Origin of the sequence: Chryseobacterium sp. SSA4.19, from assembly GCF_022601875.1 — a bacterium.
Classification (GTDB): domain Bacteria; phylum Bacteroidota; class Bacteroidia; order Flavobacteriales; family Weeksellaceae; genus Chryseobacterium.
In genome coordinates, this window is the sequence record NZ_JAKVIP010000020.1 from 46,813 (window position 1) to 71,385 (window position 24,573).

Consider the following 24,573-nt stretch of genomic DNA (forward strand, 5'->3'; position numbering starts at 1 on the left):
AAAGGCAGCTTTCCATACTAATTGTTAACGGTACTATTTTGAAATTATCAGTTTTTGAAAATTTGTTTTATTCTCTGCGTTTACTTCAACCATATAAACGCCCTGTATCAGTTTTTCTGTATCAATTCTGATGCTCTGTCTTCCGCTGTTAACAGTTTCAGAACTTTTGGTTAGAATTTTTCCGGAAGAATCAATGATCCTTATGGAAACGGAGCCTTTTTTTGAAAGGTTCGTGATGACGTCCACGTAATTTTTTGCAGGATTCGGAACAAGAGTGTATTCCGCTTGGATCGGGATACCTGTTTCTACCAGTGCAATATCCCGGACCTGATTCAACGGAGATTTTACATTAACCGGGTTTTTCCCGTCTCCGCCCTGAGCAGGTTTCGGAATACAGATCGAGAGACAGGTTTTGCATTTAGGTTTGTCTCCCTCATATTGTATTACACAAACCGTGTAGCTTCCCGGGTTGGTGTAAACATGTGAAGTTAATACATCCCCTAAGGTTCCGTCGCCCCAGTCCACTTTATAAAGGCTTGGAGAATTGGTGCTTTCAAGGAAGACCTGCCCTACGGTATAATTCCCTGAAGTGCTTGTTGTAGTCTGGATCTTGAAGTTAGAATTACATTCATTACAGCCTTCGCAGGGTTTTACACAAATATTATCGAAAAATACAACTTCCTGTTGAGTCGTCGTTATGTCAGGCGTAATGCCAATAACTTGGGAATTCATAATAATATTGTCGAAAATTGCGGCATTTACCGTACTCATAGTCCATGCTCCGTCTGAGTTGCTTGGAAGTACACCGCCGCTGGAAAGTTGGATCGGAGCTTTTATCCGGACCCATCCGCTTCCGGGAGTTACAGTAACACTGGCTACAAAACTAGCATTGTTTGTGCCATCTGAAAGGGTAATGTAAGGGTGATAAGGCATTCCGTAGCCACTGTCGTTTTCAAGATAAAAATCAAAGTAAATACACTGTCCCAGAAAATTTTTCCCGAGATATTGGTAGTCTTTCCAGTTTTCATACCAGGAACCTCCGGATTTATCTTTGATGATCAGAAACTGTGAGCCATCAAGCGCATTTGCGGAGCCTACACCTACGCTTACATTTCCATTCGGAGGGGCAGACGGAGCCCAATTTCCATAAGGATTGGAAGGATCATTAAAATCTGAACAAGGCGGGACGTTTTGTGCATTGAACAGAAAGCTACCGAATAAAAGGAACAATGCTGAAAAATATATTTTTACCATAACGCGCTATTGATTTTGTACATCAAAAATCAACAAAAACTTTAAAAATTAATATTCATTTTTAATAAGGTCTGATTCTATCGTTTCTTTTGTCTTAGTTTTACCGCTATTTCATAGAATAAATCTATCATTCGTTATAATATCACACTAAAGTGATTAATTAAGTGTCGGATGATTTTGAGTAAGTGTGGAGTGTTTTTTATCAGATGTTTAAATAGATATGTCTGGAGATAGATTTATGATTGAAAATCAAAGTAAGGTTGTTTGGATTCAGGCAGATCAATCCTGAATCGGCATTTTTAGTGTAGATATTTCACTGTCAATGTTCAGGTTATAAACATATGAACCCCTGTGAATTTCTATTAAAATAATGTTTCGTTAACCTAATGCCTGTGGGAAATGAGCGAGTGTAATTGTTTTTCAAATAGTTGTGATATATTTATGCGATGGCGTGTAAAAATTCATGTTTTTTTCGTATCGATACATCTAAAATAGAGTTATCCGCCATGATAACCTGTCCGCCTTTTCCTTTGATGTATTCTCTAAGGTGCTCAAGGTTGATAAGATGTTTGTGATGGATTCTGAAAAAATTATATTCTGAAAGATGTTTTTCAAAATCATACAATGTTTTGGAGACCATCACTTTAGATTTATCGGATAAATAAATGAATGTATAGTTGGAATCTGCTTCACACCGGATAATTTCATCAATATTTACCCTTTTGAAACCCTGGAGGGTAGGAAGGTTGATCTTATTATGGATGGCATTGTTAAGAATGGCTGCCCTCTGTTTCCTTACATTTTCAATCGCTTTGTTAACGGTAATTACAAAATCAAGATTTTTTACAGGTTTGATCAGGCAATCGGTAACTCCTTTTTTAATGGCCTGGATAGCGGTTGTTTCAGAATCAGTCATGAAGATGACGGACGAAAGCGTATCTCTGAATTTCGACAGCATTTCCACTGCTGTTTTATCAGCCTTTAAAAGATCGACAAACAAAAGATCCGGTGAATTTTTACACAGATAATCATAAGCATGCTGAATGCTGTCTGTTTGTAAATCAATTTCAAATTCAGGAAATTCGTTTTTTAGCAACAGGGCAATAGGATCGCCATTGTTTTGTTCATCAATGATGCAGACATGTAAAGTGTTTTTCATGGTGTGGTTTTGTTTTTTGTTCTTATATCAGGTTAGTTTGTTTTTTTCCATGTTCAGTTGTGTTTTTAAAATACAGGTTAAAATGCTAAGTTTGATGATCGTTACAATAGATTTATACAATATTGTCTTTTTCACATAGTATTGAATAATGTAAATATAACTTTTCATTGATAATTATACAAGAGTTTAGGATAAATTTTGTTAAAAAATGAATTAAAAATTTCGGATAATTTTTCACAATTTCGTACTTTTGTATGTTTGCTGAAATTATATGTCACAAGAAACAAATCCAATCTATTCCGAAGATAATATCAGAACCCTCGACTGGCAGGAACACATCCGTCTGCGCCCCGGAATGTACATCGGGAAGCTGGGAGACGGCTCTTCCGCCGATGACGGCATCTACATTTTACTTAAAGAAATCCTGGACAACTCGATCGATGAGTTCAGGATGAAATCCGGTAAAAGAATTGAAATAAAATTAGACGACGGCAAAGTTACGATCCGTGACTTTGGACGTGGGATTCCACTTGGAAAAGTAGTGGACGCAGTCTCAAAAATGAATACCGGAGGAAAATATGACAGCAAGGCTTTTAAAAAATCGGTAGGTCTTAACGGAGTGGGTACCAAGGCGGTCAACGCACTGTCTCAATACTTCCGTGTACGCTCTTTCCGTGACGGAAAAATGAAAATTGCCGAATTTTCCCGCGGTCTGATTACTGAAAATTTTGAAGAAAAAGATACTTCAGACCGTAATGGTACCGAAATTTCCTTTATCCCCGATGCTGATATTTTCCTTAATTTTAAATACCGGAAAGAATACATCGAGAGGATGCTGCGCAATTACGCCTATCTGAATCCGGGACTGAAAATAGTATTCAACGGTGAAACGTTTTATTCTGAAAACGGTCTTAAAGATTTACTGGATGAAGAACTGGAAAGTGAAACACTCTATCCGATTGTTCATTTAAAGGATCATGATATCGAAGTGGCGATCACGCATACCGATAAATCCCAGACGGAAACCTATTTCTCGTTTGTCAACGGACAAAATACAACGCAGGGAGGTACCCATCTGAATGCTTTCCGGGAGGCGTATGTAAAAACCATCCGGGAATTTTTCAATAAGAACTTTGATGCGTCAGACGTCAGGAAGTCCATTGTTGCTGCTATTTCAATTAATGTGGAAGAACCTGTATTTGAATCCCAGACCAAAACAAAACTGGGTTCAAACGATATGGGACCTAACGGGCCGACGGTCAGAATATTCATTATTGACTTCTTAAAAAGTAAATTAGATAATTTCCTACACAAGAACCCGGAAGTTGCAGAGGCGATCCAAAGAAAAATTATTATCTCTGAGCGCGAAAGAAAAGAGCTTTCCGGTATCCAGAAGCTGGCCCGGGAAAGAGCGAAGAAAGTTTCGCTCCATAATAAAAAGCTCCGCGACTGCCGCCAGCATTACAACGATCAGAAAAACGAAAGAAAAGGCGAAACCCAAATCTTCATTACCGAGGGAGATTCAGCTTCCGGGTCCATCACTAAATCCAGAGATGTGGAAACCCAGGCCGTATTCTCATTAAAAGGGAAACCCCTGAACTGTTACGGCTTAACCAAGAAAGTAGTATACGAGAATGAAGAATTCAACCTTCTTCAGGCTGCATTAAACATTGAGGAAAGCCTGGAAGATTTAAGGTACAACCAGGTCATTATTGCCACTGATGCCGATGTTGACGGAATGCACATCCGTCTACTGATGATTACATTCTTCCTGCAGTTTTTCCCGGACCTGATCAAAAACGGACATCTTTATATTCTTCAGACGCCTCTATTCAGGGTAAGAAATAAAAAAGAAACCCGGTATTGCTACTCTGAAGCGGAAAGGATCAAAGCACTGAACGAATTGGGGAAAAATCCTGAAATCACAAGGTTCAAGGGACTGGGGGAGATTTCACCGGATGAATTCAAACATTTCATCGGGAAAGATATCCGCCTGGAGCCGGTAGTAGCAGGAAAAGATCAGACGATTGAGCAGCTGCTGGAATTCTATATGGGTAAAAATACTCCCGACCGTCAGGCATTTATCCTTGAAAATCTGGTGGTTGAAGATCCTGACATTAATAAAAAAGAAGTGCTTAGCGAAGCTGATGATGAAATGGCTTAAATAAGCGGCAATTTGAAATTCTCATTAAAAAATAATAAAACCGATAACGGGAAAAGAGTTAATAACAAATGATGACAGAAGAAAATCCGCATGAAGGTGAAAGCTTAAAGAAAGTTTCCGGACTGTATAAAGACTGGTTTCTGGATTATGCTTCTTATGTAATTTTAGACAGGGCAATTCCTTCGGTATACGACGGTTTCAAGCCTGTTCAGCGAAGAATCATGCATTCCATGCGGGAGCTGGAAGACGGACGTTACAATAAAGTGGCCAACATCGTAGGGAATACCATGAAGTATCACCCGCATGGTGATGCTTCTATTACCGATGCCATGGTAGGGATAGGACAGAGAGAACTGCTGATTGATACGCAGGGTAACTGGGGAAACATCTATACGGGAGATTCCGCGGCGGCTGCAAGATATATTGAAGCAAGGCTGACCCCTTTTGCACTGGAAGTAGTATTCAATCCCAAAACGACGGAATGGGCAAAATCGTATGACGGCAGAAATAATGAACCGATTGACCTTCCGGTAAAATTTCCGTTGCTTCTTGCCCAAGGCGTTGAAGGAATCGGAGTAGGACTTTCTACAAAAATTCTTCCGCATAATTTCAATGAATTGATTACAGCTTCAGTAGCCTATTTAAAAGGAAAGAAATTTGAACTTTTCCCTGATTTTTTAACGGCAGGCTACCTTGATGTTTCTGAATACAATGACGGTCACAGAGGCGGGAAAGTAAGAGCCCGGGCGAAAATTTCGCCATTGGATAAGCATACCCTGATTATCACGGAGCTTCCCTATTCCAAAACAACGAGCGACCTTATTGATTCAGTGCTGAAAGCCAATGAGAAAGGCAAGATCAAGATTAAAAAAATTGAAGATAATACTTCAGACAAAGTGGAAATCCTGATCCATCTTCATAATGATGTTTCACCGGATAAGACCATTGATGCCCTTTATGCATTTACCGACTGCCAGGTTACGATTTCCCCTAATGCCTGTGTGATTGTCGGGGATAAGCCGATGTTCCTGAATGTGTCTGAGATTTTAAGGATGAATACGGACCATACGGTTTCACTGCTTAAAAAAGAATTGGAAATTGAGCTTCACGAATTACAGGAAAGCTGGCATTTTTCTTCATTGGAAAGAATCTTTATTGAAAACAGAATTTACCATGATATTGAAGAAGTAAAAACATGGGAAGAGGTGTTAAAGACAATTGACAAAGGCCTGAGACCTCACACCCAACATCTTTTGAGAGCCGTTACTGAAGAAGATATTTTAAGGCTGACCGAAATAAGAATCAAAAGAATTTCAAGGTTCGATCTGGATAAATTCAAAGAAAATATTGCGGCCCTTGAAGGTAAAATAGAACAGGTAAAAAACCATCTTGCCCATCTGGTCCAGTATGCGATTGATTATTACCTGAACATCCAGAAGAAATACGGTAAAGAACGGCAGAGAAAAACCGAGCTCAGAATTTTTGATACTATCGATGCCACAAAAGTAGCCGTTGCGAATGAAAAGTTCTATGCCAATTTTGAAGAAGGTTTTATCGGTACCTCGCTGAAAAAGGACCAATATCTGTTTGACTGTTCTGATATTGACGATATCATTACATTCAGGAAAGACGGAAGCATGAAAGTGGTAAAAGTCGAAGCCAAGACGTTCATCGGTAAAGATATCCTTCATGTCGCTATCTGGAAGAAAAATGATAAGCGGACGGTTTACAATATGATATACCGGGAAGGGCGTGAAGGTCCTTATTACATGAAACGTTTCTTTGTAACAGGCGTTACCCGAAATACGGATTATCCTTTAGCTTCAGATAAAAAAGGTTCGGAAATGCTGTATTTTTCAGCCAATCCAAATGGTGAGGCGGAAACCGTAAGCGTCCTTCTGAAGCCGAACCCCAGAATCAGAAAGAGCAAAATGGATATCGATTTCTCCGAACTGGCAATCAAAGGCCGTGATACCAAAGGGAACCTGGTGACCAAGTTTGCAATAAAAAAAGTAGATCTCAAAGAAGAGGGCGTATCTACTCTGGCACCGAGAAAAATTTGGTTTGATGATACGGTGAGGAGACTGAATGCAGACGGAAGAGGAACTTTACTGGGGACTTTTAAAGGGGATGACAAGATCCTGACGGTCAACACCAACGGAGAGGCCAAGCTGGTTTCTTTTGATCTGGGGAACCGTTTTGACGACCAGTATCTGGTCCTTGAGAAATGGCGTCCGAACCAGCCTGTGACGTGCATCTATTTCGATGGTGATAAAGATATTTATTTTATCAAAAGGTTCCTGTTTGAAAACACACCGAATGTTCAGACCTTCATGCCTTCGGAACATCCTAAATCGTTTATTGAAACGATCATTGTTTCAAATGGTGTAACGGCTGAAATTATTTTTGCCAAAGACAAAGGAAAAGAACGTGAGCCTGAAACCATAACTATTGATGAGTTTATTGCCGTAAAAGGAATTAAAGCGATCGGTAACCAGTTTACGAAGTTCAAGGTAAAAACCATTAATTTTACCATTCCTGAATCGGAAGAGGAAGAGGAGCCGGAACAGTATGAAGAACCTGAACGGACAGAATCTGAAGATGACGGCGGTACAATCGGGGATCTGTTCGAGAGTGATGAAGGAATTTTAGAAAAATGATGATAGAAATAAAAATTAAAAATTATGAATCCGATTGTTTTATTTATAATAGCTATTACCTGCATCATAAGTTATGTAGGAATGAATAACGTTAATATCTTTGAAAAATATAAATTTAATGTAAGTGCTATCAATAGCAGAAAAGAATATGTAAGGTTAATTTCTTCTGCCTTTCTTCATGCCGATTTTATGCATTTATTTTTCAATATGCTGTCTCTGTATTTCTTTCAGGGCGCTGTGACGATGTACTTCGGAACTATTGGTTTTATAATTATTTATTTCGGTTCATTGCTTTTAGGAAATCTGTTCAGTTTAATGATTTATAAAAACCAACCTTGGTATTCTGCAATTGGTGCTTCTGGTGCTGTATCTGGGATAATTTTTGCCTCTATCGCAATGGCTCCAAATGAAATCAGTGTGAACTTTTTACCCGGTTGGATCTTTGGAACATTATATTTCGGATATTCAGTATATATGATGCTTAACCCGAAACAATGGGATAACCTTGGGCATTCTGCACATTTAGGAGGAGCTTTTTTCGGATTGGTGTATTCAATTGTAATGCATCCGCAACTTGCATTAAGTAATCTGTACTTTTTAGCAGTAATGTCGCTTCCTTTAGTTTATTTAGCTTATCAGATCTTTGTGAAGAAAAAAATAGGATAAATTATACTATTCGATCAAATAAAAAGCAGTGGATTCACTGCTTTCTTTTTTATTTTTCACGATTGAAAATCATTATTTCCTTCCAAAAACAAACCGGTCATTCCTGGATAAATCTTTTATCAGAAGAGCTTCTGAAAAGCCGTTCTTGTAGAGTTCAAGCGTTTCCGGACCGAGCTTTTGGTTGATTTCTAAAAACAGCAGTCCGTTTTCATTAAGATATTTTCCGGCATGTTCTGCAATTTTCCTGTAGAAAATCAATGCATCATCCGTAGGAGAGAAGAGGGCCATTTTCGGTTCAAATTCTTTCACTGAATCAGCAATCTCATTTTCTTCTTCTATCCCGATGTAAGGAGGATTTGAAATGATCACATCAAAGTTTTCATTAAGATCATAATTCAGGTAGTCCGCATGAATAAAATTCACTTCCAGCCGATAGAACTCAGCATTTTTCCGGGCTGTTTCCAGGGCTTTTTCAGAAAAATCAACAGAGGTTAGTTCAGCCTGCGGAAAATGTTTTTTTAACACGAGAGGAATCACCCCGCTGCCTGTTCCGATGTCGAGAATCTTTATTTTTTTTAATTCGGGATTTTCGACCGAAGAAGAGCCTGATGTTTGGGTGTTTGGATGGCCTGTTTGCTCTGATTGTACATCAACTTGTCGGATTCTTGAAATATACTTTGTTATTTCTTTAATGGCCAGCTCCAGCAGTTCCTCAGTTTCAGGACGGGGAACCAGCACATTTTCATTTACGAAGAATGTCATTCCGTAAAAGTCGGTTTCCCCGAGAATATGCTGATAGGGTTTGCCGGTCTTTAATTCAGAAATAATTTCTTTGAGTTTGTTTTCATCATCAGCTAAAAGTTGCTGGTCAGCAAATCTCCTTTGGTAAAATGAATTGAATCCTACGGTTTTTTCAATGAAAACCGTACATAAGAAAGCACTTTCCGAATCTGTATACAATTCCGAAAGCTGTTCCTTACAATAATTTTTAAATTCTGAAATCGTCATTTATCTTGTAAAAACCAATTTTGTATCCGTTGATTTCTCTTCATCGATCCTGTAGCCTTCGTAATTGAAAGCTTTTACGTCATTCAGTGTTTTCGCCTGGGTCTGGGCGCAGAATCTTACAACCATTCCTCTTGCATGTTTCGTATAGACAACGATGGTTTTAAGCTTTCCTTCTTTTAATTCATAAAATTCAAAATCAACAATCGGGTTGGTGATTTTTTTACGGTCAATGACTTTAAAGTATTCCTGGCTGGCCAGGTTGAGAAGGATTTCGTTCTTCTTAAGTTCTGAATTCAGCTGTTCGGTTATTTTTTCTTTCCAGAATTCATACAAGTTGTGGTAATCTTCAAATTTGAATGGCCTGCCCATTTCCAGCCGGTAAAGCATGACCTTGTCAGAAGGTTTTAACAGGCCGTAAAGTCCGGAAAGAATCCTGTAATTTTTCTGTAAATAATCTACTGCATTTTTATCCAGGGTTTTAGCATCCAGCCCTCTGTATACTTCCCCGGTGAAAGCATATAGGGCAGGAGCGGATTCCTTTGCCGTAGGCTTGGGTTTCCATTTCTGGTTCCTTTCCCAGTTTTCATCCGCCAGCTTTGGCGAGATTTCCATCAGTTCAGAAAGATATTTCGGAGATTTATGTTTTAAATGAGATTGTATAAATTCTGCCTGTTCGATGAACTTAGGAGTTGAGGCTTTCAACAGGTCTGTTGAGTTTTCTACATTCATTAATTTGGCAGGTGATGTTATGATTTTCATAGATTATAATGCAGATATAGATTTAAAATGAATAAAGTTCATCAGCATCAATGAGATAAAATCATACATAAAATGACAGATGATCAAAATTTTAATGTTAGAATAAAATTTATAAAATGCAGCGAAAACAACTCCGATAAAGAACGGGATAAGCACCTGAGCAACCGTTCCGTAAGTGCTGTGGAGCATTCCGAATAAAACGGCGGAAATAATGATTCCGAAATAGGGGTTGTGATATATTTTTTCAAGCCTTGGCTGTATATATCCGCGCATCAGAAATTCTTCCACGACACCAGCTGTTATACAGGTCCATACAATCAGTGCATAATTGTTTTTAAAAATTAAAATTAAATTCAGTAAAGTATTGCTGAACTTTTCGTGGGTTAACATTTGAACCAATGCGCTCAGAAAACCTCCCCCGATAAGACAGGTAAAATACATTTTGGTAATGGTAGCCAGATAAAATGCAATAGGATATTTTCTCTCTTTCCAAAGCAGGAATGACTGTTTTTCAACAAAAAAAGTATATAAAAAGATTAGAATTAAAACAACCCACAATGCCAATCTTGTATAAAAGAACTTTTCTGAAGTAATGCCTGCAGTTCCCATCATGGTATTGATAACAGGTATGGCATACAGCATAACCAGCGTCAGCAATACAAAAGTGAGCAGAATTCCTAAAGAATATTTTCCGTTCAGACTCATAAATGACCGATTTGTCAACAGACAATTTAAAATAAGAACCTCAATATTAAATTTCGCCTTTTCCCTGTCTGATCAGTTCCGGTTCTCCGGAAGTGAGGTCTACAATTGTTGATGCTACATTATCTCCATATCCTGAATCGATGACAATATCCACCAGGTGGTCATACTTTTCTGCGATCAGTTCGGGATCTGTGGAGTATTCAATAATCTCATCATCATCTTTAATGGAAGTTGATGCAATCGGATGTCCTAACTTTTCAACAATAAGTTGCGGAATCGGATGATCCGGAACACGGATGCCGATGGTCTTATGATTTTTATATGCCAAAGGTAAACTTTTGTTGGCTTCAAGGATAAAGGTAAAAGGTCCGGGCAAGTGGCTTTTCAAAAACCTGAACACCGAAGTATTAATCGGTCTTGTAAAATCCGAAAGATGGCTGAGATCATTACAGATAATGGAGAACTGGGCTTTTTCCAGCTTAAGTTTTTTGATCTGGGCCAGCTTTTCCATCGCTTTTATATCAAAAATATTACAGCCTAATGCATATACCGTATCAGAAGGATAAATAATTAACCCTCCATTGTTTAGTGTTTTAATAACCTCATTGATAAGGTTTTCCTGTGGATTATCAGGATATATTCTCAATATCTTTGCCATACTTCAAAGATACGAATATTAAAATAATTTCCATAAAAGTCTTTAATAGTCAAGAAAAATTAGGATTTTCAAAATATTGTCGTATATTTGCAATCCAATATCGCGGGATGGAGCAGTAGGTAGCTCGTCGGGCTCATAACCCGAAGGTCATCGGTTCGAGTCCGGTTCCCGCTACTAAGTTTAAGTGCTTTCGGTAAGCACTTCTAAAGATACACCGCGGGATGGAGCAGTAGGTAGCTCGTCGGGCTCATAACCCGAAGGTCATCGGTTCGAGTCCGGTTCCCGCTACTACAGGTAAGAGTATTACAGTTGTGTAATACTCTTTTTTATTTTCAGGATATTGAATTTTAAAATCCTGATACAATTAGATGATTATTGCAGAAACAATGATATCGATTTGTTTCAGTGATACCATATTTTATCTTATTGTTTTACCTTATGAGAAAAAGGAATTTTTGTTTTCATACATCTTTTGCATTTATTTATAGTTTTTTATGTTTGACCGGCTTTAATGGCGTAATTTATGCTGATCAATGGTAACAATCATTAAAAGACGATAATAGTATGTATAAGAAATTCCTTGCGGGCTTAGGAGGTGCCGTTGCGCTCAGCCTGCTCCACGAAGCGATCAGGAAAAATTTCGACAATGTCCCCGAGATTAATAAAGTGGGCGAAGAAGCTTTAAATAAGGCTTTGGATAAAGTGGATATGAAAGTAACCAACCATGATCAGCTGTATGCTGCAACCTTAGCTGGCGATGTAATCGGAAACGGAATGTACTATGCCGCCACGGCAACCACTGACTTCAACATTGCTTCCGGGGTTCTAATGGGATTGGGAGCCGTCGCACTGCCTGAAAAAATGGGCCTGGATGATACGCCGGTGGCTGAAAATAACCAGAAAAAAGTAATGACTGTAGCCTATTATCTTTTTGGTGCAATCATTACCAAATTTATTTATGATAAAATAAAGTAGATCCATTGTTAGTCTTACAATAAATTGCCACAGTAAAGCTGTGGCAATTTACATTTTTTTAAGTGCGGAAGCTTTATGCACGGCTGATTTCCCGGTCTTTTCACTCATCACCTCATATTGTGGTTCTTCTTCTGAAGCGCGCCTTTGCCTGTTCATAAAAGTAAAGTCTTTTGTATGGATATGCATAATTTTTCCGTGCGTCTCACCATAGCTGGAATTCCATCTTACCATATCTCCCTTTTTTAAACTGCTCATAATATATCATTTAAATTCAGAGGTAATGATCATTTATTATGCCATTACAGTAATTTCCCATATATGCAGTATACTCTTGTAACCGGATATGAAAAATCCCGCTTAAAAGCGGGATCTTATGATTTATTTTAATAACAGCATCTGTATTATTGAGCCAGTTGGTTAAAAGGTTTAAGTGCATTGTCATCAGCCATAGTCTGGCCCAGGAATTCTTTTTTCTGTCCTCTCTTCATTCTGTTGGCAGCATCATTTCCGTTAAAATAAGATTCATTCAGCTTTGTAGTAATTTCAGACGGGTTGAAATCAAATTTAGTATCTCCTTCTACGCCCAGGTAACCGTTCTTTCTGGTAAGATTGGTAATGTAATTGTTGTAATTGATCAAAGTTCCTCTTAACATTGAAGTATGGTATTCCATGCACTTCTTCGCCTTTTTGGAAGAGTTGTTCAGGATACAGTTGTTCATATTTCCTCTGTAAAGACGCCATTCCAGTTCCACTTTTCCATATTCTTTTGCTAAAGCTGTGGTTCCGTTGCTGATGATGTTGGGATCATTTTCTTTTTCACTTATTTCTTTTAAATGCTTAATGACCAAAGGAACCGTATTTTCAATTTTATTTTTTGTTTCACCTACGACACTGAAATCCGCTGCAGGAGAGCCTTTCTTTTGAGCTGTAGTAACGTTAAAAATGAGTAGTAATAGTACAATCAATAAATTATATCTTTTCATGAGAAATTTTTAAAGCACTAAAATAAATATATTTTCCGAGTTTGACCCATTTCATTTTAATTTTATACAATAAAAATTAACAACTTTTAAGAATTTTAATCTTTTTGGTTAATATTGGTGCATATTTTAAGATCATTATTTTATCTGAATACTGTTTGAGAAAAAATTAGATAAATTTATTGTGCTGATTTTCAATTTATTAAATAATAAATAAATTTATCACTAAAAAAATAGTTGTTCAAATCCATTTTATTTTTACATTTGTATAACTAATTTGTTAGTGATAATGAAACAGGGATGATTGTCACAATAATGATAAAGTGAAAAAGTAATGAAAAATCAGACTTTAACAAAAGCGGAAGAGCAGGTAATGCAATATGTGTGGAAACTTGGAAAAGGATTTCTTAAAGAGATCCTTGATCTTTTTCCTGAACCCAAGCCGCATACCAATACCGTCTCTACGATTTTAAAGGTATTAAAGGAAAAGGAATTCGTAGACTATAATGTGTACGGGAGACAGCATGAATATTTTCCATTGGTTTCTAAAGAACAGTATTCCGGGAAAACAATGAAAAGCCTTGTGAAGAACTATTTTAAAGGTTCCTATAAAAATGCGGTTTCTTTTCTGGTAGAAAAAAATGAAATGACCGTAGAAGATCTCGAAATGCTGCTGAACGAACTCAAAAAGAAAAACTGACAGATTATGGAAACTGTACTTTTATATTTCGGAAAAGTAATTGTATGCTCCGGTGTAACATTTCTGTACTATCGGTTGTCTTTAAAAGATAAGACGTTTCATCATTACAACCGGTTTTATCTTTTGTCTGCCATGCTGATCTCGATCTTGCTTCCTGTGATAAGGATTGAAGATTTTACCGTTGAAGTGAGCAGTAATATATACCGGCTTATTGATACAGTACAGGTTTTTAATAAAAATTCAGGCCATGATTACATTTATTTTAGAATTATTCTTTCAGCTGTGGGGCTGGTTTCTCTCTTTTATTTAGGGAGGTTTATCCATGGAATAATAAAGATCCGGCAGCTGAAAACCCAGTTTTATAAAGAAACTTTTGACGGGATTAACTTTTATAGTACGGATTTAAATGACGCCCCTTTTTCCTATTTCAGGAATCTGTTCTGGAAGAATTCCATTATGCTGAATTCAGATGTCGGAAAGCAGATTCTTAAACATGAAATGGTGCATATCGAACAGAAACACTCATCAGATAAAGTATTTATTGAAATCCTAACGGCTGTTTTCTGGTTCAATCCCTTTTTTCATATCATCAAAAAAGAAATCAGTTTAATTCATGAATATTTGGCGGATCACAAAGCCGTCAGACAATCGGACACCAAAGCATTTGCGCAAATGCTCTTAGCCAGCCACTTTTCCGGAACAGCGTTGCCGGCAGCCAGTCCGTTTCTCAGTTCAAACCTAAAAAAACGACTTAAAATGTTACAAAAACCAAAAACCAAGTTCGGATATGTGCGCAGAATTTTTGCATTGCCGGTAGTGTTTTCTGTAGCTTTTGCCTATCTGGTAAATGCTAAGAATCAGGAAATCAAAGCTACGAATATCGAAATTGAGAAAGCTGTCTCTCAGATTAAAAAAGAAGATAAAACGATCATTAAGAAAGATACGATTGCTCCGAAACCAAAAAATAATACGGCTGTATCTCCAAAAGATGTAAAAGAAAATCAAAAAAGGATTTCAGCGTTACATAAAGATATTGCTGAAAAGGGTAAAGGACTGAAGGATCTTGAGCCTGATAGTGAAGAGTTTCAAGCTAAAGTAAAGGAAATCGCTGTATTAGCTGCTGAAACAGTAAAGATGAGTGATGATGAAATGATGCATACATTGGATCAGGATTTTAAAATCAATAAAAAGGTGAAAAAAACTGTTGATTGGGAAATTATCACTCGAAGCGAACCCAGAACCAGAGAAATGTCTGATTTTAACTTTAACTTTCCCAACATCTCGCCAACGTCACCAAATGCTCCTAAAGTAAAAGTATATACTTTCAAGGATAGTGGAGATATGAAATGGTCTCCTGAGATGGAAAAATCTTTCAGGCTGTCAGAGTCAAATGCTACAGAATCTGCGGCAACTGCAAAAAAAAGAGCAAAACTGGAAAAAGAAAGAGCGAAGCTGGAAGAAAAAAGAGCGAAGCTTGAAGGAGAAAAAGCAAAACTGGAAGCGGAAAGAAGAGCTTTGGACGGAAATAGAAAAGTTTACATCTACAGCAATACTATAAAGGGTTTACAGGATGATAAATTTTTTAAGCTGACCGCAACAAATAATATCAGGATCAACCATAAAAAAAATTCTATGCTTACATCCGGAACTAAAAATGTCAAAGGCACGGAAGATATCAAAATATATTTCGACGGCAAAGAAATTACGGATCAGGAAATGCAGGCTCTGGATCCCGGGAAGATTGAAAGAATGAATATCTATAAAAAAACAGTCGACGGAGGCATGACGACAGGAGAAATAAGAATCGAGGCAAAAAAATAATGATCAACCAATTTCAACTGAGCGCTGTCGATGATATAATTTCAGATTTTAACATTCTGCATCGACAGTGCTTTTATAATACAAAATATAGATGATGAGAAACCGTTTTTTTCTTTTTTTATTTCTAAGCGTGCTTTTCAATGCACAGAACCAGCGTTTTACCTATGATTACAGCTTCATCCCTGATTCTGCCAATATTTCTGATATAAAAAAAGAAATGATGAATCTTGACGTCTCGAAATCGGGTTCTAAATTTTATAGTTATACGGTTTACCGGTCAGATTCTTTAATGAAAGTTGATCTGGAAAAACAGTTGGCAGCCTCAGGGTCAATGAATGTAAAATCTGATAACCGTAAAGGTCTGGTACGATATACGGTTTCAAAAACATATCCTAAATATGAAGTCTTTTTTCATAACAGGATTTTAAGGGATCAGTATAAGGTTTCTGAAGAAAGGCCGATAGTATGGACAATGACTTCGGAAAAACTGAAAATCGGGGAATGGTCAACACAAAAAGCAGAGACTGATTTTGCAGGAAGGCATTGGTATGCCTGGTTTACGACGGATATCCCGATTCAAGACGGCCCTTATAAATTTCATGGACTTCCCGGGCTCATCGTGAAACTGGAAGATCAGACTCAATCTCATCGTTTTATGCTACAGGCTGTAAAAAGCATCAGTTCTATTCCTGAAGACATTTTTGGGTCGCATGAAATTTCAGTGAATTCCAAACAATACGGCAAATTGGTCAAGGAATATGAAGATTATCCTACCAAAGGTCTAAAACAAATACAGATGGGAGGCGCGGTGATGATTATGAAAGAGGGGCAGAATCCCAATATGAAGGATCAGGAAAAACGGATCAAAGAAAGAATGAAAAAAGATAATAATAAAATTGAACTTAATACGATCTAAATAATGTATAAAATTTTTACAGTAGTATTCCTTACCATAGGATTCGGCATATTTGGGCAAACCCGCTTTTTTTATGAATATAAGTTCATTCCTGATTCTACTGATAAAGCTGGTGTTAAAACGGAAATGATGCTGCTGGATATTAATAAAAGCGGCTCCCGCTATTACAGCCGTGATAAATTTGTATCCGATTCAACATCAAAAGCCGATCTGGAAAAACAGTTGAAACTCAGCCCCGGGAATATAAGTATCAACAGAAGAGATAAGCCGGGACAGGTTTCTTATAAAGTAACCAAGCAATATCCCGATTTTAAGACCTGTCTCTTTATGAAAGTTTCGTCCGACAGTTATAAAATTGAAGAAGACAAAAAACCGGAATGGAAAATTCTTCCTGACAAACAGAAGATAGGAGCGTATACTGCCCAAAAAGCCACAACCAGTTTCGGAGGAAGGGAATGGACAGCATGGTTTTCCACAGAGCTTCCGTTTCAGGACGGCCCTTATAAGTTTTACGGACTTCCCGGTCTGATTGTTAAAATTGAAGACAGCACAGGTTCCCATTTGATGACGCTGGTCGGAAATAAAACGATTACGATAGCTACAGATAAAGAACCGGAGCTTCCGCAGGGAATACAGGTCTATGGAATGGGCGGGAAAGACATTGAAATCAATAAAAGCCAGTTCAAAAAAGTCTGGAAAGCCTACGTCAACGATCCAACGAAAAATATGCGGGAAATGATGATGAAAAATACGGATACGAACAAAGTTGTTTTCAAAACAAAAACTGCAGACGGAAAAGAAATTTCAGATCCGAATCAGGTGTTCCGGGAAATGGAGAAAAACATAAAAGAAGGTTTTAAAAAGAACAACAATCCTATTGAACCGGATTTGTATCAGTAGAAATGTTTCATTTTTTGAAAGCAGGGTGAAAGTTATTTTTTCATCCTGCTTTCTTTTTATTATATTGTAACAATACCCAAATATAAAATAAGAATTATGACAGAAAAAGAAAAATGTGAGAACGGATTTTTATATGACGCTAACTACGATCAGCAACTGATTAATGAACGGATGACCGTTAAAGATCTCTGCCTGGAATACAATCAGCTGAAAAATTCAGATCTGCAAGGAAGAAAAACGTTGATCAAAAGTATTTTAGGTAAAACTGAAGAACATATTTGTATCGAACCCAACTTCTGGTGTGATTACGGATACAACATCGAAATAGGTGAACATTTTTATTCCAATCATAATCTTGTCATTCTGGACTGTGCTAAAGTAATTTTTGGAAATTATGTATTTATAGGTCCTAACTGCAGTTTCTACACGGCCAGTCATCCGCTTGATGTAAAACAGAGAAACCAGGGCTTAGAATCGGCACATCCGATTACCGTGGGAGATAATGTATGGTTCGGAGGAAATGTCGTGGTATTGCCGGGAGTTACCATTGGGAATAATTCCGTAATCGGCGCGGGAAGTGTGGTGACCAAAGATATTCCTGACAATGTCGTAGCGGTAGGGAACCCTTGTAAGATAATAAAGAATATTGATAATTAACAAGTACGGCTCGGAAACTTTGTTTCCGAGCCGTACTTTATCTGAACAGATAGTTTGTCTTTATGCTAATTTCTCAGAATCTGCAATAAACTGTGCCAGTCCGCTGTCTGTTAACGGGTGCTTTAACAAGCTCAAGATCGGAGGAAGCGGTGATGTAATCACATCAGCACCGATTTTCGCACAGTCGATAATATGCATGGAATGACGGATTGAAGCCGCCAGAATTTCAGTTTCATACATATAGTTATCAAAAATCAGTCTGATTTCCTGAATTAAACCCAACCCATCCGTTGAAATATCATTAAGTCTTCCCAGGAAAGGAGATACATATGTTGCTCCTGCCTTTGCAGCAAGAAGAGCCTGGCCAGGAGAAAAGATTAGGGTACAGTTGGTTTTGATGCCTTTATCTGAAAAATATTTTAATGCTTTGATTCCGTCTTTGATCATCGGGATTTTAACCACGATATTCGGGTGGATGGCTGCCAGCTCGTCACCTTCTTTAATCATTTCTTCGTAGGTGGTAGAAAGTACTTCAGCAGAAATATCTCCGTCTACGATTTCGCAGATGGCTTTATAATGATTTTTGATGTCTTCAGCCCCACGGATTCCTTCTTTAGCCATTAATGAAGGGTTGGTTGTTACACCGTCAAGGATTCCAAGGTCTTTAGCTTCTTTAATTTGCTGTAGATTCGCAGTGTCAATAAAAAATTTCATTTGTTTTACAGATTTATTAGGTGCAAAGATAAACATTCCTTTCCGAGTGTAAAATTTTAATATCAGGCTGATGATCACTTTTTCAAAAACACTGGAATATCAGTGATAAAAAATCATACTGTGTTTTACAGGATGATCAGTATTGTTTTATTGGCAGACCGGATAAAATAGCATTTTAAGGCAGAAAAGATCCTGGAAAAATTTAGATTATCCAAAAAGGTTAAAAAAATTAAATAATATCATTAGAGTAAAGAATCTGAGATCGTTAGCTTGTTCCCGATAAATTAGCTTCGTCACATTGTCTGCCTATTTCTAAAAAAGCTTTTAATTTATCAAATTATTCAAAAAGAAGAATTTGTTTCCATGGTTATTAATTTTTTATCAAAATACCCAGGTTTTCAGGTTTTGGCTGAATGATATTTATTTTGAGGATATGTTACATTTATTTCAGATCGATATAATTCAGGTTGATACCATCGTTCTCAAAATAGATACGCATTTTATTTTCCCCTTTGTTTAAATTAATGGATTTTACAGTTACTGTTTTCCAGTTTTCATTCCCTCCTGTGGCAGGCAGTGAAACCGTGGTCATCTGTTTTCCGGAAGCATCCTCAATTCTGATTTTTCCTTCGCTGTTACCCGCATAATTGATGTGAAGAACGTAGGCTTTGTCAGCTTTCGAGTTAACGGTATACTGAAGCCATTCGCCGGCTTCTGTTTTTCCAACATAATATTGATCGTCTTTTGTTTTGTAGATGTCTACTCCGTCATTTCTCAGCTGGTTCCCGGAGTTCCATTCTGATCTTTTAGCAGGATCGCTTACCCAGAGGTTTACAAAATCATTATCTTTATACGCGGTACCGATTCTTCCCAGATCATATTCGGTGGCTAAAACCCTGCCGGGTGCCTGATGGTCTTTGAAAGGTTTTGAAGAATCGTCCGTTGTCTGCCTGAACATGGCATCAATTACATCATTTTTAATTTCAACATTACTGAATTTGTAATGGTCGGCTATTTCCATCAATACTTTGTAGGCAAATTCCTTAGAAGGCTTTTCACCGCCGTTTTTCCAGTAATCCAGAAGCTTCTGGTATTCGGGTGTTATTTTCACATTGGTCACGCCTGCGATATTATCGATTTTCTTCATGGGCCAGAACGCATACCCGATGTTGTGTTTATCCAGCAGCTGGATCAGTTCCGTGAACCACACGTTGGAATTTTCGCCTGTTTCTCCAAGCCAGATCGGGGCATTGTGCTTTTCCCTCAGATCCAAAGCAAACTTAAGTGTTGCCTCATCATTGTTGTTCCAGTACTTATGAAAGCTGAATACCATGTTATCGTCCCAAAGTGATGTCAGTCCGTTATAGTTATTTCCCCAGCCGTTTCCTTCGATAATGATGAGGTGTTTTTTATCAACCTGGCGGATTGCTGCTGTGATTTCCTTCTGAAGCTTCCAAAGCGGAGCGTTTGACATTTCATCCGTTCCATTTGGGTTTTTCCCCGTGAAATTGATATTGGGTTCATTGATCAGGTCATAGCCTCCGATCCAGGGTTCATCTTTATATCTTTCTGCCAGTTTTTTCCAGAGCGCAATTGTTTTTTTCTGGTTTTCCTCGCTTTCCCAAAGTGACGGTTTTGATTTATCATTATCAGAGATATTGACGTCGTTTCCATGTCCGCCCGGAGCAGCATGCAGGTCCAGGATCAGGTACATTTTATTATCCGCACACCATTTCAAAAGATTATCCGTCATGACGAAACCTTCATTTAACCAGGTATTTTGGCCCTTAGCCGGTTCTTTTTCAATCGGTAAAGTATACAGGTTATAATGCATTGGAAGCCGGATCGAATTGAAGCCTGCTTTCTTTAAAAAGTCAATATCTTTTTTGGTGATTCCGTTTTGAAGGTAAGCCTTATAAAATTCCTGCATACCGTCTTCACCGATCAGCTCTGCAATTTTTTCCTTGATTTTATATTGTGGACCAGCAAAATCTGCGGTTTTCAGCATGTATCCTTCCTGCAGCATCCAGCCTCCCGGCCCAAGGCCCCGCAGCTGAATATTTTCTCCTTTATCATTAACGATATTCTTACCACTGGTTTTTAGAAGTTGTGATGTCCCAAATTGAGACAATAATAAGGCGGATAATAGTATGGTTCTTTTCATAAAAGTTTAATTATTTGAATGGTAGGGGATTAATTTTAGAAATATTCTTATTGTATAATCACAAATATATCTAAAAATTTCTGAATACCTTATCATTATTTTCTTTAAATCCATATTTCATTTTAAAGAATGGAAATTGATCAGCTTATCCATATATCCATTTTTTGATAGATACATTTGTTTAATTCTGTCATATCTTTACACATAATAAAACAACACCAAAATGCTGGACCAGATCGGAAACTTTTCAGCTGCTGAAATACAGGTATTCAACAGCAGTTTATCTAAGAAATATCTGGCTAAAAATGAAATTTTGATTGCTGAAGGAGATATTTCAAAATCGATCTATTTTATTGAGAAAGGTTCTTTTTATCAGTTTTTTTACAATGAGAAGCGCCAGGAAAAAATGATCACGGATTTGCATATTGAAAATGAGTGGATGTTCAATGCTGAAAGTCTAAGCAGCCAGATCCCTTCAAAAGTAACAATCCAGGCTTTTGAACATTCGGAAGTGATGGAACTTACCCTGGAAAATCTTCATAAGCTGATTGCCGTTTCCCAAAAATTCCTGCATTTCAACAAACTTTTCAGTGCATCAGATTCAAAAACGGTTTTCTATGACATGAATCTGAATCCGGCTGAAAGATATAAGTACATGATCAAAACGAATCCTCGTCTGTTACAGAAATTTCCACTTACCATAATTGCTTCTTACTTAAAGATCAGACCTGAAACTCTAAGTCGGGTAAGGGCAAATGTTATTATTTGATTTTGATCAAGTGCTCATTTGCTGTATTATCTTCATCTTTGAATAAAAAAATTATGATGACATCAATCATTCCGAAACTGCCGATGCGCAATAAGGATACCACCAGGAACTTTTATGAAAAATTAGGATTTAAACCCTCTGAAAATGATTTTCCGGGTTATCTGATGATGAAGAATGAATCTGTGGAAATCCATTTTTTTGAATTTACAGATTTGGTACCTGCTGAGAACTATGGGCAGGTTTATATACGCATTTCAGACATAGAAACACTTTACAGCTTGTATCTGGAAAAAAATATTGAAATTCATCCCGCAGGAAGCCTCGGTAAAAAAGCATGGGGACAGAAGGAGTTTTCAATACTGGATCCGGATAATAACCTGATTACATTTGGCCAGGCTTTGTAATAACAGGCGCCTGATGAACATTGCTTGCAGATATGCCTAAAAACATAAGAACGGGACAGCCCGTTCTTATGGTATCTTATGATCAGTAAGTTTTAAATCACGAGATCAGTTCCATCACTTTTAAAGCTACTTTCAAAGCTTCCGTACCGTCTGCGAGGGAAACTTCTACATGCTTATTTTCGGTAATAGAGTCTGCAAAAGCATTCAGCTCATCCAGAATGGCGTTATTCGGCTGGATATTCGGGTACTCAAACAGGATCTGGTTTTTTTCACCTTCTGCGTTTTCAATAATCATATCGAATGGAGTAGGGTGCTCAGGCGCATCTTTCATCCGGATAACTTCCGCTTTCTTTTCCAGGAAATCCACTGAAATGTAAGCATCTTTCTGGAAAAAACGGCTTTTCCTCATGGCTTTCATCGAAATTCTTGAAGTCGTAAGGTTGGCAACACATCCGTTTTCAAACTCAATCCTTGCATTGGCAATATCCGGAGTTTTGCTCACTACGCAGACACCGCTGGCATGGATGTTTTTAACTTTGGATTTTACGATGCTTAATAAAATGTCCAGGTCATGGATCATCAGGTCGAGAACAACCGAAACATCCGTTCCGCGGGGATTGAATTCGGCGAGCCTGTGGATCTCGATGAACATCGGGTTCTGGATATAATCTTTGGCTCCTATAAAAGCAGGATTGTATCTTTCCACATGTCCAACCTGTGCTTTGATGCCGTTTTCCTGGCACTTTCTGAGGATTTCCTCTGCCTGTTCCAGGGTCTGTGTGACCGGTTTTTCAATGAAAAAATGAAGTCCTTTCTCAATGGCCTTTAAAGCGTAGTTATAGTGGTAAACGGTGGGCGTAACAATATCCAGAACATCGATCTGATCCAGAAGGTCATCAAAATTTTCAAAATATCGATATCCGAATTCGGCTTCCAGTTTTTTTCCGTTCTCCGGATCTTTATCATGAAACCCTACAAATTCATATTTATCCGACTGATTCAGAAGTCTTAAATGGATTTTCCCTAAATGTCCGGCTCCTACCAAACCTGCTTTTAACATAGCTTTATTTATTTTTGTAAAGATAATAATTTTAAGGATTGCTACCGGATGATAGGTTTTAGGTTGATCCATAGTAAATGTTTTTTTACTTTTGCACAAACTGCCGCTTGCAATCTAATACCAGCTATCTCATGACGAATGATTCGTTTGTACATAAAGGAAAAAGAAAAATTTTAGTTGATTATCTCCGGAACAGGATCGGCATTTCAGATGAACATGTGCTTTCGGCCATGAACCAGGTTCCGAGACATCTTTTTATTGAAAGTATTTTTGAGGATTTCGCTTACGAAGACCGTGCTTTTCCCATTCTTTCCCATCAGACGATTTCCCATCCTTCTACTGTAGCGGAACAGTCTGAACTGTTGCAGGTAAAGGAAGGCGAGAAAGTGCTTGAGATAGGAACCGGATGCGGATACCAGACGGCTGTTCTGCTTGCGATGAAAGCCTTGGTGTATACTGTCGAAAGACAGAAAGACCTGTTTGATTTTTCCAAGAAAAAGTTTCGTGAAATGCATTTGTATCCGAAGTTCCAGAGTTTCGGAGACGGTTTTGCAGGCCTTCCGACCTTTGCTCCTTTTGATAAGATCATTGTGACCTGCGGCGCTTCCGTTTTACCGACTGAACTCTTAAAGCAGCTGAAAGTAGGCGGGAAAATGGTCATTCCTTTAGGCCCGACCGATGAGCAGGTACTGTACCGGTTCTCAAAAATTTCCCCAACCGAATTTGAAAAAGAAGAATTCGGAGCCTATAAGTTTGTTCCGATGCTGGGGAATACGAATCAGTAGCAACAGCTCATTCAGTCAGCAGTAAAAGAATTCCCTCCAGAGGAGGGGTGTCGAAAATTGAAAATTTTTGACGGGGTGGTTTAGAAATATCCCATAAAAACACAATACATGGACGAAATTTTAACCCGCATTCACGGAATTCCCATCCGTAGAAATTTCGTGGAACACTTACCTTACAATCCACAACTGAGAAAATTACTCAGCGGGAAACGAAAAGCAGGAATTCTTAGTGAAGTTCTTTTCTGGAAACAGGTACGGGCAAAAACATTTCACCACATTGATTTCGACAGGCAGAGGATTATCGGAAATTACATCGTCGATTTTTACGTGAAAGCTCTGGGCCTGGTCGTTGAAATCGATGGATGGAGCCATAATCATAAAGAAGCTGATGATGAAGTCAGGCAAAGATATCTTGAATCACTAGGCTTAAAAATATTCAGGATTATTGATTTTGATGTAAAAAATAATATTAGTGTGGTCATGAAAGATCTGGAAGATTTTATCATACTGCATTATAAAGCTGATATGGCTTAGTCTTTTCTTATTAAGTCCGTGTTTTCTCTTAACAAAGAAGTCCTTATTCCACATCGTTTTGCACATAACAAAATTCCCCTCCCAAGGACTATCGTGTGGACACAATTAAATTAATACTTTTGTTATTAAGATGGATACAAGAAATTTTAGAGACTTAGCAG

General features: G+C 37.9%; 24 protein-coding genes and 2 tRNA genes. 15 read left to right on the forward strand and 11 right to left on the reverse strand.

The features are described 5' to 3' along the window. Nucleotides 1-33 precede the first annotated feature (33 nt). Nucleotides 34-1,254 (reverse strand): T9SS type A sorting domain-containing protein, encoded by a 1,221-nt coding sequence (locus MKJ01_RS13945; RefSeq protein WP_241614711.1) that lies wholly within the window; start codon nt 1,252-1,254, stop codon nt 34-36. Between the two features lie 439 nt (nt 1,255-1,693). Then, nucleotides 1,694-2,413 carry a LytTR family DNA-binding domain-containing protein gene (locus MKJ01_RS13950; RefSeq protein ID WP_241614712.1) on the reverse strand — a complete coding sequence of 240 codons (720 nt, stop codon included), beginning with the start codon at nt 2,411-2,413 and terminating at the stop codon, nt 1,694-1,696. 271 nt (nt 2,414-2,684) lie between these two features. Here MKJ01_RS13950 and MKJ01_RS13955 point away from each other — a divergent pair, with 271 nt between their 5' ends. The 3 genes from MKJ01_RS13955 to MKJ01_RS13965 all read left to right on the forward strand — a co-directional run bounded on the left by MKJ01_RS13955 (nt 2,685) and on the right by MKJ01_RS13965 (nt 7,903). Further along, on the forward strand, nt 2,685-4,577 hold the full coding sequence (locus MKJ01_RS13955; protein WP_241614713.1) for a DNA topoisomerase IV subunit B: 1,893 nt from the start codon (nt 2,685-2,687) through the stop codon (nt 4,575-4,577). Between the two features lie 68 nt (nt 4,578-4,645). Continuing rightward, nucleotides 4,646-7,237, forward strand: a complete 2,592-nt coding sequence (locus tag MKJ01_RS13960) for a DNA gyrase/topoisomerase IV subunit A (RefSeq protein WP_241614714.1) — start codon at nt 4,646-4,648, stop codon at nt 7,235-7,237. Nucleotides 7,238-7,261: 24 nt separating this feature from the next. Beyond that, nucleotides 7,262-7,903 carry a rhomboid family intramembrane serine protease gene (locus MKJ01_RS13965; protein WP_241614715.1) on the forward strand — a complete coding sequence of 214 codons (642 nt, stop codon included), beginning with the start codon at nt 7,262-7,264 and terminating at the stop codon, nt 7,901-7,903. 72 nt (nt 7,904-7,975) lie between these two features. Here MKJ01_RS13965 and prmC read toward each other — a convergent pair whose 3' ends face one another. The 4 genes from prmC to MKJ01_RS13985 are packed head-to-tail and all read right to left on the reverse strand — an operon-like array spanning nt 7,976 to nt 11,033. Next, on the reverse strand, nt 7,976-8,911 hold the full coding sequence (gene prmC, locus MKJ01_RS13970; RefSeq protein WP_241614716.1) for a peptide chain release factor N(5)-glutamine methyltransferase: 936 nt from the start codon (nt 8,909-8,911) through the stop codon (nt 7,976-7,978). Continuing rightward, complete coding sequence (gene yaaA, locus MKJ01_RS13975; RefSeq protein ID WP_241614717.1) at nt 8,912-9,670, reverse strand: peroxide stress protein YaaA; 759 nt, start codon at nt 9,668-9,670, stop codon at nt 8,912-8,914. 3 nt (nt 9,671-9,673) lie between these two features. After that, nucleotides 9,674-10,375: a CPBP family intramembrane glutamic endopeptidase gene (locus MKJ01_RS13980; RefSeq protein WP_241614718.1), complete on the reverse strand. Its 702-nt coding sequence runs from the start codon at nt 10,373-10,375 to the stop codon at nt 9,674-9,676. A gap of 46 nt (nt 10,376-10,421) precedes the next feature. Beyond that, nucleotides 10,422-11,033, reverse strand: a complete 612-nt coding sequence (locus MKJ01_RS13985) for an L-threonylcarbamoyladenylate synthase (RefSeq protein ID WP_241614719.1) — start codon at nt 11,031-11,033, stop codon at nt 10,422-10,424. Nucleotides 11,034-11,134: 101 nt separating this feature from the next. Here MKJ01_RS13985 and MKJ01_RS13990 point away from each other — a divergent pair. The 3 genes from MKJ01_RS13990 to MKJ01_RS14000 all read left to right on the forward strand — a co-directional run bounded on the left by MKJ01_RS13990 (nt 11,135) and on the right by MKJ01_RS14000 (nt 12,008). After that, nucleotides 11,135-11,207 (forward strand) — tRNA-Met (locus MKJ01_RS13990). Between the two features lie 41 nt (nt 11,208-11,248). Beyond that, nucleotides 11,249-11,321: transfer RNA gene (locus MKJ01_RS13995), tRNA-Met, on the forward strand. A 276-nt stretch (nt 11,322-11,597) separates the two neighbouring features. Then, nucleotides 11,598-12,008 (forward strand): hypothetical protein, encoded by a 411-nt coding sequence (locus tag MKJ01_RS14000; protein WP_241614720.1) that lies wholly within the window; start codon nt 11,598-11,600, stop codon nt 12,006-12,008. 48 nt (nt 12,009-12,056) lie between these two features. On the opposite strand, the gene MKJ01_RS14005 is transcribed toward MKJ01_RS14000, so the two are convergent. Continuing rightward, nucleotides 12,057-12,263 (reverse strand): DUF2945 domain-containing protein, encoded by a 207-nt coding sequence (locus MKJ01_RS14005; protein WP_241614721.1) that lies wholly within the window; start codon nt 12,261-12,263, stop codon nt 12,057-12,059. A 146-nt stretch (nt 12,264-12,409) separates the two neighbouring features. Then, on the reverse strand, nt 12,410-12,991 hold the full coding sequence (locus tag MKJ01_RS14010; RefSeq protein WP_241614722.1) for a hypothetical protein: 582 nt from the start codon (nt 12,989-12,991) through the stop codon (nt 12,410-12,412). 331 nt (nt 12,992-13,322) lie between these two features. On the opposite strand from MKJ01_RS14010, the gene MKJ01_RS14015 reads away from it, so the two are divergent. From MKJ01_RS14015 to MKJ01_RS14035, 5 genes are all read left to right on the forward strand, one after another. Further along, nucleotides 13,323-13,688, forward strand: coding sequence for a BlaI/MecI/CopY family transcriptional regulator (locus tag MKJ01_RS14015; protein WP_241614723.1), 366 nt, complete (start codon nt 13,323-13,325; stop codon nt 13,686-13,688). Nucleotides 13,689-13,694: 6 nt separating this feature from the next. After that, complete coding sequence (locus MKJ01_RS14020) at nt 13,695-15,509, forward strand: M56 family metallopeptidase (protein ID WP_241614724.1); 1,815 nt, start codon at nt 13,695-13,697, stop codon at nt 15,507-15,509. 91 nt (nt 15,510-15,600) lie between these two features. Beyond that, complete coding sequence (locus MKJ01_RS14025; protein WP_241614725.1) at nt 15,601-16,425, forward strand: GLPGLI family protein; 825 nt, start codon at nt 15,601-15,603, stop codon at nt 16,423-16,425. Between the two features lie 3 nt (nt 16,426-16,428). Beyond that, nucleotides 16,429-17,325, forward strand: a complete 897-nt coding sequence (locus MKJ01_RS14030; protein WP_241614726.1) for a GLPGLI family protein — start codon at nt 16,429-16,431, stop codon at nt 17,323-17,325. Nucleotides 17,326-17,421: 96 nt separating this feature from the next. Beyond that, nucleotides 17,422-17,982 (forward strand): sugar O-acetyltransferase, encoded by a 561-nt coding sequence (locus tag MKJ01_RS14035; RefSeq protein ID WP_241632662.1) that lies wholly within the window; start codon nt 17,422-17,424, stop codon nt 17,980-17,982. A 60-nt stretch (nt 17,983-18,042) separates the two neighbouring features. Here MKJ01_RS14035 and fsa read toward each other — a convergent pair whose 3' ends face one another. Together fsa and MKJ01_RS14045 are read right to left on the reverse strand one after the other, a co-directional pair. Continuing rightward, a complete protein-coding gene (gene fsa, locus MKJ01_RS14040) occupies nt 18,043-18,696 on the reverse strand; it encodes a fructose-6-phosphate aldolase (RefSeq protein ID WP_241614727.1) in 654 nt (217 codons plus the stop codon). A gap of 442 nt (nt 18,697-19,138) precedes the next feature. Beyond that, nucleotides 19,139-20,860: a cellulase family glycosylhydrolase gene (locus MKJ01_RS14045; protein WP_241614728.1), complete on the reverse strand. Its 1,722-nt coding sequence runs from the start codon at nt 20,858-20,860 to the stop codon at nt 19,139-19,141. 223 nt (nt 20,861-21,083) lie between these two features. Between MKJ01_RS14045 and MKJ01_RS14050 the strand changes: the two genes are divergently transcribed. Next, on the forward strand, nt 21,084-21,629 hold the full coding sequence (locus tag MKJ01_RS14050) for a Crp/Fnr family transcriptional regulator (RefSeq protein ID WP_241614729.1): 546 nt from the start codon (nt 21,084-21,086) through the stop codon (nt 21,627-21,629). Between the two features lie 53 nt (nt 21,630-21,682). Beyond that, the gene (locus MKJ01_RS14055) at nt 21,683-22,033 is read left to right on the forward strand and encodes a VOC family protein (protein ID WP_241614730.1); all 351 of its coding nucleotides are present in this window, start codon (nt 21,683-21,685) and stop codon (nt 22,031-22,033) included. A gap of 97 nt (nt 22,034-22,130) precedes the next feature. Here MKJ01_RS14055 and MKJ01_RS14060 read toward each other — a convergent pair whose 3' ends face one another. Then, nucleotides 22,131-23,093: a Gfo/Idh/MocA family protein gene (locus MKJ01_RS14060; RefSeq protein WP_241632664.1), complete on the reverse strand. Its 963-nt coding sequence runs from the start codon at nt 23,091-23,093 to the stop codon at nt 22,131-22,133. Nucleotides 23,094-23,224: 131 nt separating this feature from the next. On the opposite strand from MKJ01_RS14060, the gene MKJ01_RS14065 reads away from it, so the two are divergent. Both MKJ01_RS14065 and MKJ01_RS14070 read left to right on the forward strand, forming a co-directional pair. Continuing rightward, nucleotides 23,225-23,878, forward strand: coding sequence for a protein-L-isoaspartate(D-aspartate) O-methyltransferase (locus MKJ01_RS14065; RefSeq protein WP_241614732.1), 654 nt, complete (start codon nt 23,225-23,227; stop codon nt 23,876-23,878). 108 nt (nt 23,879-23,986) lie between these two features. Next, nucleotides 23,987-24,412, forward strand: coding sequence for an endonuclease domain-containing protein (locus tag MKJ01_RS14070; RefSeq protein ID WP_241614733.1), 426 nt, complete (start codon nt 23,987-23,989; stop codon nt 24,410-24,412). The last annotated feature ends 161 nt before the right edge of the window (nt 24,413-24,573 follow it).

Bases quoted from the DNA above. Each gene is read 5' to 3' on its own strand.
- MKJ01_RS14030 (WP_241614726.1), top strand. From the start codon at position 16,429: ATGTATAAAATTTTTACAGTAGTATTCCTTACCATAGGATTCGGCATA.
- MKJ01_RS14010 (WP_241614722.1), bottom strand. From the start codon at position 12,991: ATGAAAAGATATAATTTATTGATTGTACTATTACTACTCATTTTTAAC.
- MKJ01_RS14045 (WP_241614728.1), bottom strand. From the start codon at position 20,860: ATGAAAAGAACCATACTATTATCCGCCTTATTATTGTCTCAATTTGGG.
- fsa (WP_241614727.1), bottom strand. From the start codon at position 18,696: ATGAAATTTTTTATTGACACTGCGAATCTACAGCAAATTAAAGAAGCT.
- MKJ01_RS13950 (WP_241614712.1), bottom strand. From the start codon at position 2,413: ATGAAAAACACTTTACATGTCTGCATCATTGATGAACAAAACAATGGC.
- MKJ01_RS14060 (WP_241632664.1), bottom strand. From the start codon at position 23,093: ATGTTAAAAGCAGGTTTGGTAGGAGCCGGACATTTAGGGAAAATCCAT.
- yaaA (WP_241614717.1), bottom strand. From the start codon at position 9,670: ATGAAAATCATAACATCACCTGCCAAATTAATGAATGTAGAAAACTCA.
- MKJ01_RS13980 (WP_241614718.1), bottom strand. From the start codon at position 10,375: ATGAGTCTGAACGGAAAATATTCTTTAGGAATTCTGCTCACTTTTGTA.
- MKJ01_RS14000 (WP_241614720.1), top strand. From the start codon at position 11,598: ATGTATAAGAAATTCCTTGCGGGCTTAGGAGGTGCCGTTGCGCTCAGC.
- MKJ01_RS14070 (WP_241614733.1), top strand. From the start codon at position 23,987: ATGGACGAAATTTTAACCCGCATTCACGGAATTCCCATCCGTAGAAAT.
- MKJ01_RS13960 (WP_241614714.1), top strand. From the start codon at position 4,646: ATGATGACAGAAGAAAATCCGCATGAAGGTGAAAGCTTAAAGAAAGTT.
- MKJ01_RS14055 (WP_241614730.1), top strand. From the start codon at position 21,683: ATGATGACATCAATCATTCCGAAACTGCCGATGCGCAATAAGGATACC.
- MKJ01_RS14025 (WP_241614725.1), top strand. From the start codon at position 15,601: ATGATGAGAAACCGTTTTTTTCTTTTTTTATTTCTAAGCGTGCTTTTC.
- MKJ01_RS14015 (WP_241614723.1), top strand. From the start codon at position 13,323: ATGAAAAATCAGACTTTAACAAAAGCGGAAGAGCAGGTAATGCAATAT.
- MKJ01_RS14035 (WP_241632662.1), top strand. From the start codon at position 17,422: ATGACAGAAAAAGAAAAATGTGAGAACGGATTTTTATATGACGCTAAC.
- MKJ01_RS14020 (WP_241614724.1), top strand. From the start codon at position 13,695: ATGGAAACTGTACTTTTATATTTCGGAAAAGTAATTGTATGCTCCGGT.
- MKJ01_RS13985 (WP_241614719.1), bottom strand. From the start codon at position 11,033: ATGGCAAAGATATTGAGAATATATCCTGATAATCCACAGGAAAACCTT.
- MKJ01_RS13965 (WP_241614715.1), top strand. From the start codon at position 7,262: ATGAATCCGATTGTTTTATTTATAATAGCTATTACCTGCATCATAAGT.
- MKJ01_RS13945 (WP_241614711.1), bottom strand. From the start codon at position 1,254: ATGGTAAAAATATATTTTTCAGCATTGTTCCTTTTATTCGGTAGCTTT.
- MKJ01_RS14065 (WP_241614732.1), top strand. From the start codon at position 23,225: ATGACGAATGATTCGTTTGTACATAAAGGAAAAAGAAAAATTTTAGTT.
- MKJ01_RS14050 (WP_241614729.1), top strand. From the start codon at position 21,084: ATGCTGGACCAGATCGGAAACTTTTCAGCTGCTGAAATACAGGTATTC.
- MKJ01_RS13955 (WP_241614713.1), top strand. From the start codon at position 2,685: ATGTCACAAGAAACAAATCCAATCTATTCCGAAGATAATATCAGAACC.
- prmC (WP_241614716.1), bottom strand. From the start codon at position 8,911: ATGACGATTTCAGAATTTAAAAATTATTGTAAGGAACAGCTTTCGGAA.
- MKJ01_RS14005 (WP_241614721.1), bottom strand. From the start codon at position 12,263: ATGAGCAGTTTAAAAAAGGGAGATATGGTAAGATGGAATTCCAGCTAT.